This window comes from Dactylosporangium sp. NPDC049525 (assembly GCF_040676755.1).
GTDB lineage: Bacteria > Actinomycetota > Actinomycetes > Mycobacteriales > Micromonosporaceae > Dactylosporangium.
On record NZ_JBFAPO010000024.1, the window covers coordinates 41,067 to 57,054 of the forward strand.

At 73.8% G+C, this 15,988-nt stretch carries 15 protein-coding genes; 9 read left to right on the top strand and 6 right to left on the bottom strand.

Features of this window, described 5'->3' with window-relative positions; translation table 11 throughout:
* The first annotated feature begins 33 nt into the window (after window positions 1–33).
* A complete protein-coding gene (locus AB0K00_RS30065) occupies window positions 34–2,358 on the top strand; it encodes an alpha/beta fold hydrolase (protein WP_363526817.1) in 2,325 nt (774 codons plus the stop codon).
* A gap of 30 nt (window positions 2,359–2,388) precedes the next feature.
* Here the strand turns inward: AB0K00_RS30065 and AB0K00_RS30070 are convergent, their stop codons facing one another.
* Window positions 2,389–3,318, bottom strand: coding sequence for a hypothetical protein (locus tag AB0K00_RS30070; RefSeq protein ID WP_363526820.1), 930 nt, complete (start codon window positions 3,316–3,318; stop codon window positions 2,389–2,391).
* Window positions 3,319–3,395: 77 nt separating this feature from the next.
* Between AB0K00_RS30070 and AB0K00_RS30075 the strand changes: the two genes are divergently transcribed.
* Together AB0K00_RS30075 and AB0K00_RS30080 are read left to right on the top strand one after the other, a co-directional pair.
* Entirely contained in the window at window positions 3,396–3,734 is a 339-nt protein-coding gene (locus AB0K00_RS30075) for an Imm51 family immunity protein (RefSeq protein WP_363526823.1), read from the top strand.
* 558 nt (window positions 3,735–4,292) lie between these two features.
* A complete protein-coding gene (locus AB0K00_RS30080) occupies window positions 4,293–6,677 on the top strand; it encodes a penicillin acylase family protein (RefSeq protein WP_363526826.1) in 2,385 nt (794 codons plus the stop codon).
* Here AB0K00_RS30080 and AB0K00_RS30085 read toward each other — a convergent pair.
* Window positions 6,617–8,101, bottom strand: a complete 1,485-nt coding sequence (locus AB0K00_RS30085) for a hypothetical protein (RefSeq protein ID WP_363526829.1) — start codon at window positions 8,099–8,101, stop codon at window positions 6,617–6,619. The two genes, AB0K00_RS30080 and AB0K00_RS30085, sit on opposite strands and share 61 nt — an antisense overlap.
* On the opposite strand from AB0K00_RS30085, the gene AB0K00_RS30090 reads away from it, so the two are divergent.
* Both AB0K00_RS30090 and AB0K00_RS30095 read left to right on the top strand, forming a co-directional pair.
* On the top strand, window positions 8,100–8,729 hold the full coding sequence (locus tag AB0K00_RS30090; RefSeq protein WP_363526831.1) for a hypothetical protein: 630 nt from the start codon (window positions 8,100–8,102) through the stop codon (window positions 8,727–8,729). The genes AB0K00_RS30085 and AB0K00_RS30090 overlap by 2 nt on opposite strands.
* 72 nt (window positions 8,730–8,801) lie before the next feature.
* Window positions 8,802–10,331 (top strand): hypothetical protein, encoded by a 1,530-nt coding sequence (locus AB0K00_RS30095; protein WP_363526833.1) that lies wholly within the window; start codon window positions 8,802–8,804, stop codon window positions 10,329–10,331.
* On the opposite strand, the gene AB0K00_RS30100 is transcribed toward AB0K00_RS30095, so the two are convergent.
* The gene (locus AB0K00_RS30100) at window positions 10,321–11,205 is read right to left on the bottom strand and encodes a TIGR03620 family F420-dependent LLM class oxidoreductase (protein WP_363526836.1); all 885 of its coding nucleotides are present in this window, start codon (window positions 11,203–11,205) and stop codon (window positions 10,321–10,323) included. The genes AB0K00_RS30095 and AB0K00_RS30100 overlap by 11 nt on opposite strands.
* A gap of 130 nt (window positions 11,206–11,335) precedes the next feature.
* On the opposite strand from AB0K00_RS30100, the gene AB0K00_RS30105 reads away from it, so the two are divergent.
* Both AB0K00_RS30105 and AB0K00_RS30110 read left to right on the top strand, forming a co-directional pair.
* Complete coding sequence (locus AB0K00_RS30105; protein ID WP_363526839.1) at window positions 11,336–11,848, top strand: universal stress protein; 513 nt, start codon at window positions 11,336–11,338, stop codon at window positions 11,846–11,848.
* A gap of 38 nt (window positions 11,849–11,886) precedes the next feature.
* Window positions 11,887–12,249: a DUF2203 domain-containing protein gene (locus tag AB0K00_RS30110; protein WP_363526842.1), complete on the top strand. Its 363-nt coding sequence runs from the start codon at window positions 11,887–11,889 to the stop codon at window positions 12,247–12,249.
* A gap of 17 nt (window positions 12,250–12,266) precedes the next feature.
* Here AB0K00_RS30110 and AB0K00_RS30115 read toward each other — a convergent pair whose 3' ends face one another.
* Genes AB0K00_RS30115 through AB0K00_RS30125 form a run of 3 tightly spaced genes read right to left on the bottom strand, consistent with a single transcriptional unit; the run spans window position 12,267 to window position 14,536 of the window.
* Entirely contained in the window at window positions 12,267–12,911 is a 645-nt protein-coding gene (locus AB0K00_RS30115; RefSeq protein ID WP_363526845.1) for a nitroreductase family protein, read from the bottom strand.
* Window positions 12,912–12,957: 46 nt separating this feature from the next.
* Complete coding sequence (locus AB0K00_RS30120) at window positions 12,958–14,034, bottom strand: NADH:flavin oxidoreductase/NADH oxidase (RefSeq protein WP_363526848.1); 1,077 nt, start codon at window positions 14,032–14,034, stop codon at window positions 12,958–12,960.
* 58 nt (window positions 14,035–14,092) lie between these two features.
* Window positions 14,093–14,536, bottom strand: a complete 444-nt coding sequence (locus tag AB0K00_RS30125; RefSeq protein WP_363526851.1) for an Lrp/AsnC family transcriptional regulator — start codon at window positions 14,534–14,536, stop codon at window positions 14,093–14,095.
* A 93-nt stretch (window positions 14,537–14,629) separates the two neighbouring features.
* On the opposite strand from AB0K00_RS30125, the gene AB0K00_RS30130 reads away from it, so the two are divergent.
* Both AB0K00_RS30130 and AB0K00_RS30135 read left to right on the top strand, forming a co-directional pair.
* Window positions 14,630–15,565, top strand: a complete 936-nt coding sequence (locus AB0K00_RS30130; protein WP_363526854.1) for a PhzF family phenazine biosynthesis protein — start codon at window positions 14,630–14,632, stop codon at window positions 15,563–15,565.
* The gene (locus tag AB0K00_RS30135) at window positions 15,562–15,987 is read left to right on the top strand and encodes a nucleoside deaminase (RefSeq protein WP_363526857.1); all 426 of its coding nucleotides are present in this window, start codon (window positions 15,562–15,564) and stop codon (window positions 15,985–15,987) included. Before AB0K00_RS30130 ends, AB0K00_RS30135 begins: the two co-directional genes overlap by 4 nt.
* Window position 15,988 lies beyond the last annotated feature (1 nt).

Genomic DNA, 15,988 nt, shown 5'->3' on the forward strand with positions numbered 1-15,988 from the left:
CACTGACCGGAGGATCGAGGGAGGGCGGGGGAGATGCGGGCGCGGCTGGCGGACACCGAGGGCTTCATCGAGCACGACGGCGTCAAGATTCACTTCGAGGTGCACGGGAGCGACGGCCCCACCATCCTGCTGCTGCCGACGTGGACGCTCGTCCACAAGCGGATCTGGAAGATGCAGCTGCCGTATCTCGCCCGGCACTTCCGCGTCGTCAGCTACGACGGCCCGGGCAACGGGCGCTCCGACCGGCCGTCGACACCGCAGGCATATGGGCAGGCGGCCCAGGTCGCCTATGCCCTCGCGGTGCTCGACGCGACCGGCACCGACAAGGCCGTCGTCGTGGGGTTGTCCCGCGCCGTCAACTGGGCGCTCGAGCTCGCCGCCGAGCATCCCGGGCGGGTCCACGGCACGGTCGCGATCGGCGCCTCGATCGCGCTCACCCCGCCCGGGCAGGCCCGCGCCGCCTCCGGCGGCCTGGACGACCCGCCCGCACCGGACCTGCCGCCGTCGTCGGTGCCGCGGCTCGGCAGCGACCCGGTGAGCCATTGGCGCAAGTACAACCGCCGCTATTGGCAGACGCACCACGACGACTTCGCCTGGTTCTTCATGGGCCAGTGCTTCAGCGAGCCGCACTCGACGAAGGCGGTCGAGGACGGCGTCGGCTGGGCCATGGAGACCACCGGCGCCGTCCTGGACGTCGAGAGCCAGGCGGACCGGCCCGACCGCGACACGCTCGAGTCCTGGTGCGCCCGGCTGACCAGCCCGCTGCTGATCCTGCACGGCAGCGCCGACCGGGTCGTCCCGCTCGCCCGCAGCGAGGCGCTCGCCGAGCTCACCGGCGGCGACCTGGTCGTCCTCGAGGGCGGCGGGCACATCCCGATCGCCCGCGACCCCGTCCAGGTCAACCTGCTCGTGCGCGGCTTCGCCGACCGGTTCCGGCCGCCGGCGCCGGCGCGCACGGTGTGGAGCCGCTGGCAGTCCCGGCCGCAGCGGGTGCTCTACCTGTCCTCGCCGATCGGCCTCGGCCACGCCCGGCGCGACCTCGCCATCGCCGCGAAGCTGCGCGAGCTGCGGCCCGGCGTCCAGATCGACTGGCTCACCCAGGATCCCGTCACCCGCATGCTCGCCGACGCCGGTGAGCGGGTCCACCCCGCGAGCCGGTTCCTGGCCAACGAGTCCGCGCACGTGGAGAGCGAGTCCGGCGAGCACGACCTGCACTGCTTCGAGGCGCTGCGGCGGATGGACGAGATCCTCGTCGCCAACTTCATGGTCTTCCACGACCTGCTCGCCCAGGAGCGCTATGACCTGGTCGTCGGCGACGAGGCCTGGGACGTCGACCACTTCCTGCACGAGAACCCTGAGTTGAAGCGGTCCGCGTACGCATGGCTCACCGACTTCGTCGGGTTCCTGCCGATGCCGTCCGGCGGCGAACGGGAGGCCCTCGTCGCCGCCGACTACAACGCGGAGATGATCGGCCACATCGCCCGCTATCCACGGCTGCGCGACCGGTCCATCTTCGTCGGCGACCCCGACGACGTGGTGGACGAGCGGTTCGGCCCCGACCTGCCCCGCATCCGCGACTGGACCTCGGAGCACTACGACTTCGCCGGCTACGTCACCGGCACCGATCCACTCGGCCTGTCCGGCCCCTCCGGCGCGTCCGGCCCCTCCGGCGCGTCCGGCCCCTCCGGCGCGGGCGGCACGTCCGGCGCGGGCGGCGCGTTCGGCCCGTCCGGCGCGTCCAGTGCGTCCGGCGCGGGCGGCGGGTTCGGCGCGTTCGGCACGTCCAGCGCGGTCGGCGCGGTCGGCACGGCGGCCGGGGCGCGGGCTGCGGTACGCGCCGCGCTCGGGTATCGCGACGACGAGCGGGTCTGCGTGGTCACCGTCGGTGGGTCGGGCGTCGGCGGTCACCTGCTCCGGCTCGTCGCCGCCGCGTTCCCCGAGGCGGCCAGGCGGGTCCCCGGGCTGCGGATGATCCTGGTCACCGGCCCGCGCATCGACCCGGCGTCGGTGCCGGCCCCGGCGGGGCTGGAGGTCCTGCCGTATGTGCCGTCGCTGGACCGGCACCTCGCGGCGTGCGACCTCGCGGTGGTGCAGGGCGGCCTGACGACCTGCATGGAGCTGACCGCGGCGGGCCGGCCGTTCATCTACGTGCCGCTGCGCAACCATTTCGAGCAGCAGTTCCACGTCACCCACCGGCTCCGCCGCCACGGCGCGGGCCGGCGGATGGACTACGACACCCTGACCCCCGACGCCCTCGCGGCGGCGATCGCGGAGGAGATCGACCGCCCGGTCACCTACCGGCCGGTGCCCGACGACGGTGCCGCCCGCGCCGCTGCCATGCTCGCCGAGCTCTTCTGACCTGCCTCGGCAGGATCCCTCCCTGAATGCTTATTCGTCTGCTCGTAGGCCGGCTCGGCGCAGGCGTTGCGCGGCCTGTGCGCGCAGTGCGTCGCCGCAGACCGTGGGCTGGCCGTGCAGGACTTCCCAGCGGGCGTTGTGCGCTGCCGGCCACAAGCTGGCCGCCCACGCGACCTCCTGCTCCACCGCCGTGAACGCCCGCCCGCGAGCGCCCTGATAGGCGACCAGGAACGCCTCGGAACTCTCGATCGGCGCGAGCGTGGGCTGCCCGGTGCCTCTGGCGAACACCCCGCTCGCCGCGCCCACCAGCGCCGCCTCCGGTTGCCACGCCAGGCTGTCCCAGTCGTGCACCGTCCACACGTCCCGGCCGTGCCACCGGAGGTTCTGCGCCTCGAAGTCGGCGTGGCCCAGGACGCACGGCAGGGCGGCGGCCAGGAGCCGCCGGCGGGCGCGCTCGGCCGTGTCGACGACGTACGCGGGCACGGCGCTCTGATCCAGGTCGTCGAGGACGTCGATCGCCGGCCAGAGCCCAGGGTCACTGTGGTCCCAGCGCACCCAGCGCGGATTCGGCAGCGGCGGCGGGACGGTCACGCCGGCCAGTTCGGCCATCAGCCGGGCGAACACCTTCGCATAGCGCACCGCCACGTCCGGCGAGTCCCCGTGGACCACGTCGCCGCCGGGCCGGAGCTGCTCGGCGTGCACGGCCAGCGAACCGGCACCGACCACCGGCGTGAGCGGCCGGGCACACGGAAACCCGCGCTCGGCCAACCGGGCCTGCGCCGCGACGCACGACACGGCCCGGCCGTCATCCGCGCGTGCCTTGACCACGGCCTCCGTCGCGTTCGTCAACCGGAGACCGAACACCATCGAGATCTGTTCCGACCGGAACAGCACCTCGGTGGGTTCGCCGCCCAGCTGGTCCAGGCACCAGGCCGGCAACCAGGCCGGAAGCTCGTCCAACGGCACAGTGAGGACTATTGCACGCACAACTGCACGGCGGTTTGCTGTTCGTGGCCGGGGGGTGTCAAGATCCGTCCATGACCGCGCTGAAGCTGATCGAGACGTCGCCGGGCAAGTACTCGCTGCTGCTCAACGCCGGGACCACCGGCGTCGACGACGTCATCGAAGGCCTCGGGCACGAGCCCAACGGGTACTTCTGGGCGGGGGTCGCGCGGCTGCTCGTCAGCACCGAGGCGCCGGCGCTGGACGGGCGGTTCTCCTACGACCCCGAGGCCGGGATGTTCTGCGCGTACGGGACGGACCGGGCCGCGCTCGAGGCGCTGTCGAAGCTGCTCGCTCCCGTCACCACTGACGCCGACCAGGCCCGCAAGGTGGTCGAGCTCGCCAACGCCAAGGGCGTCGAGCTCGACGACTGACAGCAGCGAACGAGACGACTGACAGCAGCGAACGAGACGACTGACAGCAGCGAACGAGACGACTGACAGCAGCGAACGGCCGGTGCGCGGCGACCGCGACCGGCTGCGGGCCGCGGCGCCGGCGGCGCGCTGAGCACGAGCGGCGCGGCCGCCGGCTTCGCGTGCCCGCCACCGGCGACCCGGAGCGCGAAGCGGCCTGGATCCGCCCCTCAACCCCACGGCGCGGGCCGGGCGGTCCGTCCGGTGGATCGGTGTGACCCCGGGCGGGAATTCGTAGCGCCCGGCGCGCGGCAAATACCAATCCGACGGTATTTGATCACCATTCAAGATCGAATATGATTAATGGTCAATTGCCTGTAGTACAAAGGTCACCGAGTGCAATATGGTGACTCCACGGGTTGCGCCCGCCACAGCTGCGCACCTGGCGGGCACTGCTGCGCCCGTCGATGCGTAATAGCCGAATTGGTCACCGAAACGCCTTTCTTGCACATGGTGAATGCGACCAGGGTTCAACGGATTTGAACCGCCATCAGTCCGCTGCGTCACTTCGGAGGAGCCGTGCCTCGCGCCCGTCGGATCGTCACACTGTTATCGGCAGCAGTCCTGCTGGCCCCCGGGGTCGTCGGCGTAGCCGCCGGCGCGGCCCACGGCGAGACCGTCGCCTCCGGCACCTACGCCGCCGTGATCAGGCGCACCAGCTACGGGGTCCCGCACGTGCTGGCCACCAGCGTCGGCAACGCCGCCTTCGGGCAGGCGTGGGCCTACGCCGAGGACCGGTTCTGCGACCTCGCCGACCAGATCGTCAAGGTCCGCAGCGAGCGGTCGCGGTGGTTCGGCCCCGGACCCGACGGCGTCAACCTGGCGACCGACTTCGCGTACCAGTCGCTCGGCCTGGTCGACCGTGCCCGCGACCAGCTGACCCGGCTGCAGCCCGAGGAGCGCGACGTCCTCAACGGCTACGTGCGCGGCTACAACGCGTTCCTCGCCGCCACCGGCGCGGCCAGGGTGCCCGGCTGGTGCGCCGGGCAGCCATGGATCGCGCCGATCAGCGCCGTCGACGTGCTGGCGTACCAGCGCAACATCGCGATCCTGGCCAGCGGTGACGCCCTGCTCGGCCCGATCGCCAGCGCCGCACCGCCGGCGAGCCTGGACGGCGCACTGCCGATCGGGGCGGCCGTGACCACCGACGGGATCAAGGGCCTGCAGGAGCAGCGGGCGCTGTCCAGCAACGGGTGGGCGCTCGGCGCGGACAAGACCCAGACCGGCAAGGGCATGCTCGTCGGCAACCCGCACTTCCCGTGGGAGGGTGAGCTGCGCTTCTGGGAGTCGCAGCTGACCGTGCCCGGCAACCTCAACATCTACGGCGCCAGCCTCGGCGGGCTGCCCGGCGTGCAGATCGGGTTCAGTGACAAGGTCGCGTGGACGCACACCATCGCGGAGGGCTCGCGGTTCACGTTCTACTCCGTCGACCTGGTCCCCGGCTCGCCGACCACGTATTACGTCGACGGCCGCCCCGAGGCGATGACGTCCAAGCAGGTGACGGTCCGGGTCGGCCAGCAGAACGTCACCCGCACCATGTGGTTCACCCGCTACGGCCCGGTCCTGGACCTGTCCGCCATCGACCCGGCGTTCGGGTGGAGCACCACGACGGCGTACACGTACCGCGACGCCAACATCGACAACGACCGGCTGATGCGGGTCTGGCTGAACATGGCCCGCGCCACCGACGTCGCCGGCCTGCGCGCCTCGATCGGCCGTGACCAGGGCATCCCATGGGTCAACACGATCGCCACCGACTCCGCCGGCAACGCCTGGTACACCGACTCGTCGCCGACGCCGAACCTGTCCGCCGCCTCGATCGCGGAGTGGGCGGCGCATCCGCTCGGCGCGCTGGACGGCAGCAACAGCGCCAACGCCTGGGTCGTGCAGCCGGGTGCGCGCTCGCCGGGCCTGATCCCCTTCGCCCAGCAGCCGCAACTGCAGCGCCGTGACTACGTGTTCAACGCCAACGACAGCCATTGGGTGCCCAACCAGAACCAGTTCCTGACCGGGTTCTCGCCGTTGCAGGGTGGCGAGGGTACGCCGCTGTCGGCGCGCTCGCGGCAGAACCTGCGACTGATCAACGGCACCAGCCGGTTCGACCTGACTGGCCTGGGCACCGCGATCCTGTCCGGCGACTCGCTGACCGCCGCCGAGCTCGCCGGCTACGTGGTCACGGCCTGCCGCGCGCAGGGCACCCGCCCCGTGTACGTCAACGGGACCGCGGTCGACGTCAGCGCCGGCTGTTCCGCCCTCGCCGGCTGGGACCGGCTGTTCGAGCTGCAGAGCCGCGGCGCGGTCCTGTGGCGGGAGACGATCGGCGCGGTCCTCGCGGCGTACCCCGACGCGCTCACCGCCGCCGGTCCGCTGTTCGGCGTGCCGTTCGACCCCGCCAACCCGGGCCGCACCCCGCGGGGCGCACCCGCCAACCCCGCGCCGCTGCTCACTGGCCTCGCCAGCGCGATGCTGCGGATGCGGGCCGTGGGCCTGCCGCTGAACGTGCAGCTGCAGGCGGTGCAGTACACGGTGAAGGCGGGCCAGCGCATCCCGGTGCCCGGCTCGACGGAGAACGTCGGCATCGCCAACATGGCGCAGTACGAACCGTTCCCGGGCTCGTCCCGCGAGCCGTTCATGAACCCCGGCACGTTCGTGGAAGGCAGCGACCTGACCGACCGCGGCTACGTCGTGAACTACGGCACCAGCTTCCTGCTGACGCTCGCGTACACGTCGTCGGGGCCGTCGGCGCGGTGCATCCTGACGTTCAGCGAGTCGGGCGACCCCGCCTCGCCGAACTACACCGACCAGACGCTGCTGTACAAGAACAAGCAGCTGCGCGACTGCCGCTACTCGGAGTCGTCGATCGCGTCGGACCCGAAGCTGTCGGTCAAGACGGTGCGGGGGTGAGCCAGCAGCTCGTGGACGGTCCGCGAGGACAGGGCCGGGTTGCGGGCGAGTTCCGTGCGCACCTGCGGGTCGGGATGGGAGACGAGGCCGGCGAGGATGGCCGGCGGCGTCGACGGGTTGCCGGCCAGGCAGACCGCCGCTGACGGGACCCGCAGGCAGGCCTCGAGCGTGGCGGGAGACGCGGTCTCCTGCCACGCGACGCCCTCGACCGCGCCGGCCGGACTGTCCGGGTGGGTGGCGATGGTGTGCAGCAGGTCCGGCGGCGCCGACGGGTGGGCGGCCAGCGCGGTGAATATCGGCGGCCCCCACCGGGCCGCGGCGCGGCGGACGTCCTCGGCCGGCACGTCACTGCCGCTGACGGCGCGGCGGGTCACGTCCAGGTCCGGGTCGTCGATCAACGCCGCCCGCAGGTCCTCGGGCAGGCGGTGGCTGGCGGCGGCGACGAACCGGACCTTCGGGTCGGGGTCGGCGGCGAGGACCCGCAGCCCGTCGATGTCGGGGTGGTAGTCGGTGGCGACCCAGCCGTCACCGGCGCGGCTGTGCCGCACCAGCACGTCCAGCGGGGTGCGCCAGTTGTTCAGGACGTTGTCCCGCCAGCCGGTGTCGTACAGCCGGCGGAGCAGGTGGTCGGGGGCCGCCGAGTTGCCCGCGACGCGCCCGGTCACCAACGGATCCCCCATCTCCACGAGCCGCTCGTAGCTGCCGGGCGGCAGGTCGCGCCGGCCGGCGAGCGCGCGGGCCATGGCGACGTCGGGGTCGGCGGCGAACGGCGCGACCGCCTCCGTGGGCGTCGCCCGGTTACCGGCGGCGGCCAGCCGGACCTCTCGCAGCGCCGCCGCCGGGTCCGGCAGGTGCGGGCAGCCGCGCAGCGCCGGGCTGCCGCCGCCGGTGATGAGGTCGGCCAGCAGGTGCGCCGGCGCGTCGTGCCGCGCCGCGAGCGCGACCCGGAGGCAGGCCTCGGTCCTTGCGAAGAGCGCCGGCAGGACGTCGTCCTGCACCGCATCCAGCGGGGCGACGGTCGCGGCGACCGAACAGTCCACGTCGCCCGCCACGATCCGGGCGATGTCCGGGCGCTGCGATGCGTGCTCGGCCAGCGCCTTGCGTACCAGCGGATCCGGCCAGGACGCGAGCAGCTCCAGCCAATCCGTGGGGGCGTCGGCGCGCTCGATCCCGGCCAGCAGCGCCTGCGGGTCGTCGCGCGGCACCCGGGCCGCCGGCAGGTTCCCGGACTCGACGAGGGCCAGGAACACCGCGCGGTCCCCAACCGCGGCGAGCGCCGCGACCTGTTCGGCGGTCAGGTCCGGCCGCCGGGCTAGCACTGGCAGGACCTGAGGGTCCGCCGCGTCGATGAGGGCGTCGACGTCGCCGGCGGGCAGCGCGGGGTGCTCGGCCAGCAAAAGCAGCGTCTCGTACCCTTCGCGCATGGGTCTTGAGATTACCGTCGGAGTGCTCGCAGGCGAGACCGACGAGGAGGAGACGGCGGACCTGCGCGAGGAGCTCGACGGGCTGAGCGCCGCGCTCGCCGGCACTGGCGTGCAGTGGCGGGAGCCTGACGCGCCGCCGGTGCACACGAGCCGGGCGCCGCTGCTGGGTTTCCCGTACTCGTGGCTGCACGAGCTGCGCCGGGTCTACGCGCTGGACCGGCAGGACCTGCCGATCACCCCGCGCGGCGAACGCGGGATGACGTCCCGGGACCGCGACGCCATCGACGACGAGGCGTCGATGCTGGACTCGCACCTGCTGTGCCACTCCGACTGCGAGGGCTACTACGTGCCGGTCGCGTTCGACGAGCCGCTGTTCCTGCCGTCGGACGCGGGCGTCGCCGGCGGCGGGATGGTCGGCTCCAGCCAGGGACTCCTCGACGAGCTGCGCGGCTGCGCGCCGGCGCTCGGCATCACGCTCGACGGCGGCGAGCTCTCCGACGACGAGGCGCGGCGGGTCGGCGACCTGCCGGAGACCGACCCGTTCATGGTCGAGGCGTCGGTGTGGCTGACCCTGCACGAGGCGTGCCGGGCCAGCATCGCCGGCGGCCACGCCATCGTCTTCCAGTAGCGCGCCGGCGGCAGGCCCGCCGGCTCCGGAAACTCCCGGCTGAACCGGCCGCCGGTGGGGCAGCATGACGGCGTGAGACGCAGATGGTGGCAGCGAACCCGGCCGGAACCGCCCGTGGCGCAGGCGGTCGCCGACCTGCCCCGCGGCGGCGGGGCGGCCTGCGACCGGCTGCTCACCATGCTCGCCGAGATCGACGCCGGACGCGACCAGGCCCGGAGCCGGGCCGCCCTCGACATCCTGGCCAGGGCACCCGACGCCCTCGCGGCGGTCGACCACCACGCGAGACGCTCCGACGACTCCGTGGCGGTGCTGCGGGTGATGGCGGCGGGCCTCGACAGCGCCGCCGCCGGGCCGATCACCGTTGCGCTCGCGTCGGTCCACGGCAACGGGCGGGTCCGGGAGCGTGCCGTGCGGGCGATCCTGCATCACCCCGATCCCGTGCTGGCGCCGTTCCTGGTGCTGCGCGCCGGCGATTGGGTCCGGCAGGTCCGGGACCGGGCGGGTCTCGGCGTGGCGGTGCTGCTCGCGGAGGACCCCGGGACATACCTGCCGGTGACGCTGCCCGTCGCGCTGCGGATCCAGGCCCGCGCCCGCAGCCGCTTCGTCATGAACCAGCTCGTCGCGGCCGTCCTCGCGGCGCCGCCGGCAACACGGGAAGCGCTCGCGGCCGCCGGGAACACCGCGCAGCGGCGCCTGGTCTTCGACCTCGACCGGGCGCAGGGACGGCTGACCCTTGCCGGGCTGGTGGCGCTGGCCGAGACGGACTCCGACCCGCGCATCCGCGCGCAGGCCGCCGAGGCCGCGTGCCGGGAGGCGGTGTGGACCGATCAGACCGCGATCCTGCGCCGCCTCGCCGGTGGGCGCCGCACCGAGGTCCGGGTGACCGCCCTCGCCGGGCTGCTCCGGCTCGGCCGGCCCGCCGACGTCGCCGCCTATCTCGACGACCCGGCGTCGCTGGTGCGGGCGGTCGCGCGGGAAGGCGCCCGCCGCGCGGGCACGGACGTGGTCGCGCACTACCGGGCCACGGTCACCGGCGCCACGCCCACGTCAGGGGCCGTCGCCGGCTACGCGGAGACGGTGCCGTCGGACTCGGCGCCGCTGCTGCCGCTGCTGGCGCACCCCGACCGGACCGTCCGCGCCCAGGCCGTGCGGGCCGTCGCCCGGCTCGGCGGTGTCACCCCCGACCGGATCGCCCCACTGCTGCGGGATCCGGCGCCGGCGGTGGTACGGGAAGCCGCCACCGCCCTGCGCCCGCTGACGGGCCGGCTGCCGGACCGCCTGCCATGGGAGCTGCTCACCGACGGGCGGCCCGAGGTGCGGCGGGCCGGGTACCGCCTGCTGAACGGCGGCCCGCCACTGGTGCGGCTGCGGGCCGCGCTGACGCTGACCCTCGACCCCGCCCCGGACCTCGCCCGGCGGGGCCGCGCCGACGTCACCTGTCTCGCCCGCGCCGCCACCGACGCGCGGGTGCGGCGCCGGTTCGCCGGCGACCTGATTCCGGCCGCCGGCGAACGCGCCGAGCTTGACCTGCTGGCCCGCCGCGCCGCCGACCGGTTGGGCGAGCGGACCAGCGACCGGCTCCGCGAATGGCTCAGCCGCTGACCAGCGGCGCGAGGGTCTCCAACTGGCGCACCGCGCCGTCGATGTCGGCGGCAAGGGGCTGGATGAGGACGTGGTCGGCGCCCGCGTCATGGTGCGCGCGGACCCGGGCCGCGACCGCGGTCTCGTCACCCCAGGCGACGATCGAGTCGACGAGCCGGTCGCTGCCGGTGCCGGCGAGGTCGTCGTCGGTGAAGCCGAGCCGCGCGAGGTTGTTGACGTAGTTCGGCAGGCCCAGGTAGAACGCGGTGTGCCGGCGGGCGGTCGCCCGGGCCGACACCGGGTCGGGGTCCACGACCACCGCCTGCTCGGGGACGAGCAGCCGGTCGGGGCCGAGGGCCTCGCGGGCCAGCGCCGTGTGCTCCGGCGGCACGAAGTACGTGTGGGCGCCGTCGGTGCGGTCCCGCGCCAGCCGCAGCATCCGCGGCCGCAACGCGGCGAGCACCACCGGCACGTCGGGCGTGGTGACCGGCGTCTTGTCCATGTCGTCGAGGTAGTCGCGCATGCGCTCCAGCGGCCGGTCGTAGGTCATGCCGGTCCGGTCGATGGCCGCGGCGTGGCTGACCCCGAGCCCGAGCACGAACCGGCCGGGCCAGGCGTCGCCGAGGGCGCCGGCGGCGGCCTTCGCGGTGCTCGGGTGGCGGGCCCAGATGTTGGCGATGCCTGAGCCGGTCACCAGCCGGGACGTGGCGCCCAGCCACGCCGCCTCCTGCGCGAAGACGTCGTTGCGGCCGACGACCTCGCCTTCCCACAGCGAGCCGTACCCGAGTTCCTCGACGCGGCGCGCCACGGCACGCTGGGTCTGCGCCCGCTCGCGTTGCAGCGCCCCCAGCCACACGCCGACCGGCCCCATGGCAACGCTGTCCGCAACGGTCATGGCAACCTCCCGAACACCGATGAGCGAAGCGATGTCGCCGCAGCACTACCACCAGCCGGGCGGCGTAAACCGTGGCCCACCACCCGGGGGTCATCCTGTCCGCGGCGGATCCGTCGGTACGGTGGGGAAGATGACGACTGCCGCACCGGTCATCTTCGGGTTCGACGGTTCAGGCGCCTCGCAACGGGCGGTCCGCGACGCGGCGCCGCTGCTCGGGCACCGGCCGGCGCTCGTCGTCACGGTCTGGGAGCCCGGGCGGCTGTTCGAGGCCGCGCCCCAGCCGGCCATGGGCCTGGAGATGGGCATGGAGCTGCCGCCGACGATGCTGGACCTGCGCACCACGATCGAGGCCGACGAGGAGGTGTACGAGGCCGCCACCCGCACCGCGCGGCACGGTGCGCACCTCGCCAGGGAGTCCGGTTTCGCCGACGCCACCGGACTCGCCGTCGCCGATGACCTGACCGTCGCCGAGACGCTGATCCGCGTGGCCCGGGAGCGGCACAGCCCCGGCATCGTGGTCGGCGCGCACGGCCACCGCAAGATCAGTGAGCTGCTGCTGGGCAGCACCTCCGACACGCTCGTCCACAAGGCCGACCGCCCGGTGGTCGTGGTCCGCGCGCACAGCAAGGATCAGGCACCCTAAGTCATGGCCCGGCAGGGCGGGGTGCCACGCTGACGCACATGGGCCTGTACACATTGACTGAGGCGCGCGCCGAACTCGCCCGGCTGCGTCCGCTGCTCGACGAGCTGATCGCGGTCCGGGCGGACACGTCCGAACTGGCCGCCGCGCTCGCTCCCGGCGGCGACCCCACCACGCTCGGGGGGCTGCCCGAGTACAAGGCCAGCTCCGCCCGGCTCGACGAACTCGTGACCGAGGTGCAGCAGACCGGGATCCACCTCAAGGGCCTGGCGCCGCTGCTGCTCGATTTCCCCGCCGAGCTCGACGGCGTCCCGGTCCTGCTGTGCTGGCTGGAGGGCGACCAGGAGCTCGCCTGGTTCCACCGCGCCGACCTCGGCTTCGCCGGCCGCCGGCCGCTGCCCTGACGCCGCTGCCGCGGTGGTTACCAGCGGTCCAGGTGCAGCACCGAGTCCAGGGGCTCGCGAGGTGCCGGCTTGAACGTCTCGCCGGTGTAGAACGCGGTGGGGATCAGCACGCCCTGGCGCACGTCGTCGGGGATGCCGAGCAGCTCGGCGACCTCCGCCTCGTGGTCGAGGTGCAGCGTGGTCCAGGCGGTGCCGAGGCCGCGGGCGCGGGCGGCGAGCATGTAGCTCCACGCGGCCGGCAGCAGCGAACCCCACACGTCGGCCTGGTTGTCGGCGGACAGCTTCGCCACCCGGCGGCAGGCGATGACGAGGACCGGCACGTCACCCATGCGTTCGCCGAGCCAGGCGGCGCTCTCGCCGACCCGCAGCTGCGTGGCCTGCCGGGCAGGATCGCCGGCATACCGGTCCGGGTTCGGGCCGCCCGCGTCCGCGTAGGCGCGGAACGCGCGCCGGTACACCTCGCCGATCGCCTTGCGCTGCGCCGGGTCCGTCACCACGATCCAGTGCCAGCTCTGCGCGTTGGACCCCGACGGCGCCTGCAGCGCGATCTCCAGGCACTCCCGGATCAGCTCCATAGGCACCGGCCGGGACAGGTCCAGCCGCTTGCGGACGGACCGGGTCGTGGTCAGCAGCTCGTCGGGCGACAGCGGAAGCGTCGACATGCACACCCATTCAGGTAAGGAGCGAAACGGCCAACCGATCCTAACATCACGCGGCTGTGGCCACCCGGCGACCTGCCCGGTACTGCGGTGGCCAAACCAGGTCGTGGCCGAGCTCGAACGCGGCGCGCTGCGGCCACGACGGCTCGCGCAGCAGCGCCCGGCCGAGCAGGATCACGTCGGCCGACTCCTCCTGGAGGATCTTCTCGGCCTGCTCGGGCTCGGTGATGAGGCCGACGGCGGCGACGGGCAGGCCGCTGCGCTCGCGGACCGCGCGGGCGAACGGCACCTGGTATCCGGGGACGGCGGTGATCTGCTGGGCGGCGCTGTTGCCGCCACTCGACACGTCGACCAGGTCGACGCCGTGCGTGGCGAGGGCGGCGGCCACGTCGGCGACCTCGTCGACGGTGAGGCCGCCGTCGACCCAGTCGGTGGCGCTGACCCGCACGGTGAGCACGACCCGGTCGGGGACGGCGGCGCGGACGGTGTCGACGACGTCCAGCAGCAGCCGGGAGCGGCCCTGCAGGTCCCCGCCGTAGGCGTCGGTGCGCAGGTTCGACAGCGGCGACAGGAACTCGTGGATGAGGTACCCGTGCGCGGCGTGGATCTCGACGACGTCGTAGCCGGCGGTGACGGCCCGGCGGGCGGCCGCGCCCCAGTCCTGGACGAGCGCCCAGATCTCGTCCGCGGACAGGGCCGCGGGCGTCGCGTACCCGTCGAACGGCACGGCCGACGGGGCGACGGTCGGCCAGCCGCCCTCGGCCACCGGCACGCTGCCTTTGCCGCGCCACGGCGCGAACGTCGACGCCTTGCGCCCGGCGTGCGCCAGCTGGATGGCGGGCACCGCGCCCTGGCCGCGGACGAACGCGGTGATCCGGGCGTAGTCGGCGGCCTGCTCGTCGGACCAGAGGCCGGCGTCCTGCGGGGAGATCCGGCCGTCGGGCCGCACCGCCGTCGCCTCCGCGATGACCGCGCCCGCGCCGCCGCGGGCGATGCCGCCGAGGTGCACCAGGTGCCAGTCCGTGGGGTGCCCGTCCACGGACGAGTACTGGCACATGGGCGCGGCCCAGACCCGGTTGGGGAACGTGACGCCACGCAGGGTCAGCGGCGCGAAGAGTCGGCTCATGCCGCCAGCAACATCCGCGACCGCGATTCCCGTTCCAGCTATGACGTACGCAACATCGTCAGGCCGGCACGGCGCGATCGACCACGACCTCGTAGACCAGGTCGGTGGTGATGGAGCCGACCAGCGCGAGGTCCGAGGTGATGCGGGCCAGGTCCGGCATGTCGGCGGCGAGGACCTCCACGACGTAGCACGCCTCGCCGGTCACCCGCACGCACCGCACGATCTGCGGCTCGCGGGCCAGGACCGCGGCCACCTTGTCATACAGCGCGCCGTGGACCTTCATCCGCACGACCGCCCGCAGCGGCAGCCCGCACGCGACCGGGTCGACGCGGGCGGCGTAGCCGGTGATGACGCCGCGCTCCTCGAGGCTGCGCAGCCGGGCCCGCGTGGCGGACACGCCGAGATGGATCGCGGCGGCGAGGGTGGTCAGCGACGCGCGCGCGTCCTGCTGCACCGCCGCGAGCAGCTGCCGGTCCACCTCGTCCAGCGTGGGTGCGGTCATCGCGGCAGGCTACCGCAGTTTTTGCGGCCGCCTGCCCGCGATACCGCACGAACGGACTACACCGCGGCGGCCGCCGGTCGTAGCGTCGTGGTTGTGGATAAAACCGAGATCCAGTTCGTCTACGTCGACGTCTTCGCCTCCACGCCGCTCACCGGGGCGCCGCTGACCCTCGTCACCGACGCGGACGGCGTCACCGACGAGCAGATGCGCGCCGTGGCCCGCGAGTTCAACCAGTCCGAGACGACGTTCGTGCAGCGGGCAACGGTGACGCCCGCGACCCGGCGGCTGCGCTCGTTCACCCCGACGGGGCAGGAGGTGTACGGCGCCGGCCACAACGCGCTCGGTGCCTGGCTGTGGCTCGCCTCCTCCGGCGAACTCGAGCTGGACGGCGACGAGACCACGTTCACTTCTCACATCGGCAACGAGGTCCTGCCGGTCCACGTGCGCCGCACGGACGGCCGCGACATCGTCGTCACGATGGACCAGACACCGCCCGTCTTCGGCGACGTGGTCACCGACCGGGCCGAGCTCGCCGCCGCGCTCGGCCTGCGTGAGGACGACCTGGTCGCCGACCGCCCGGCCCAGGTGGTGGACACCGGCGCCGGGCACCTGCTCGTGCCGGTCCGCGACCGCGCCGCCGTCGACCGGGCCGCACCGGACGCGGCACGGCTCACCGCCGCGCTGAAGGCCGTCGGCGGCGAGGGCTGCTACCTGTACACCGGCGACACCGTGGACGACAGCGCGACGGCCTACGCACGGTTCTTCAACCCGGCGATGGGCATCGCGGAGGACCCGGCGACGGGCACGGCGGCCGGTCCCCTCGGCGCGCTGCTGGTCGCCGGCGGCGTCGTCGAGCCGGCGGCGACGGGTGAGGCGACCGTGATCGTCGAGCAGGGGCAGTCGATGGGCCGGCCGAGCCGGATCACCGTGACGGTGGCCGGATCGCGGGTACAGGTGAGCGGCTCGGGCCTGGTCGTGGCCCGCGGCACCATGACCCTGCCACAGACCCTGCCGGAGGTGTCCCGATGACCGCGGATGAGGAGCGGCTGCTGCGCCGCGCGATCGAGCTCGCCGCCAACGCCCGCGCCGCCGGCGAGGCGCCGTTCGGGTCGCTGCTCGCCGACGCCGGCGGCCGGATCCTCGCCGAGGAGCACAACACGGTGCTGTCCGACGGCGACATCAGCGCCCACCCGGAGCTCAAGCTCGCCCGCTGGGCGGCCCGGCACCTGCCCGCCGACGTGGCGGCCGGGGTGACGATGTACACCAGCTGCCAGCCGTGCGGGATGTGCACCGGCGCCATCGAGCGCTCCGGTCTCGGCCGGGTCGTCTACGCGCTGTCCGGGGAGCAGCTCGGCGCGCTCAAGCCCGGCGGCGGGTTCACGCCCGTGCCGCAGGAAGGGCCGCTGCTGTACGCCGAGGCCCGCGCCGCCGTGGACGGCTACTACACCTGAC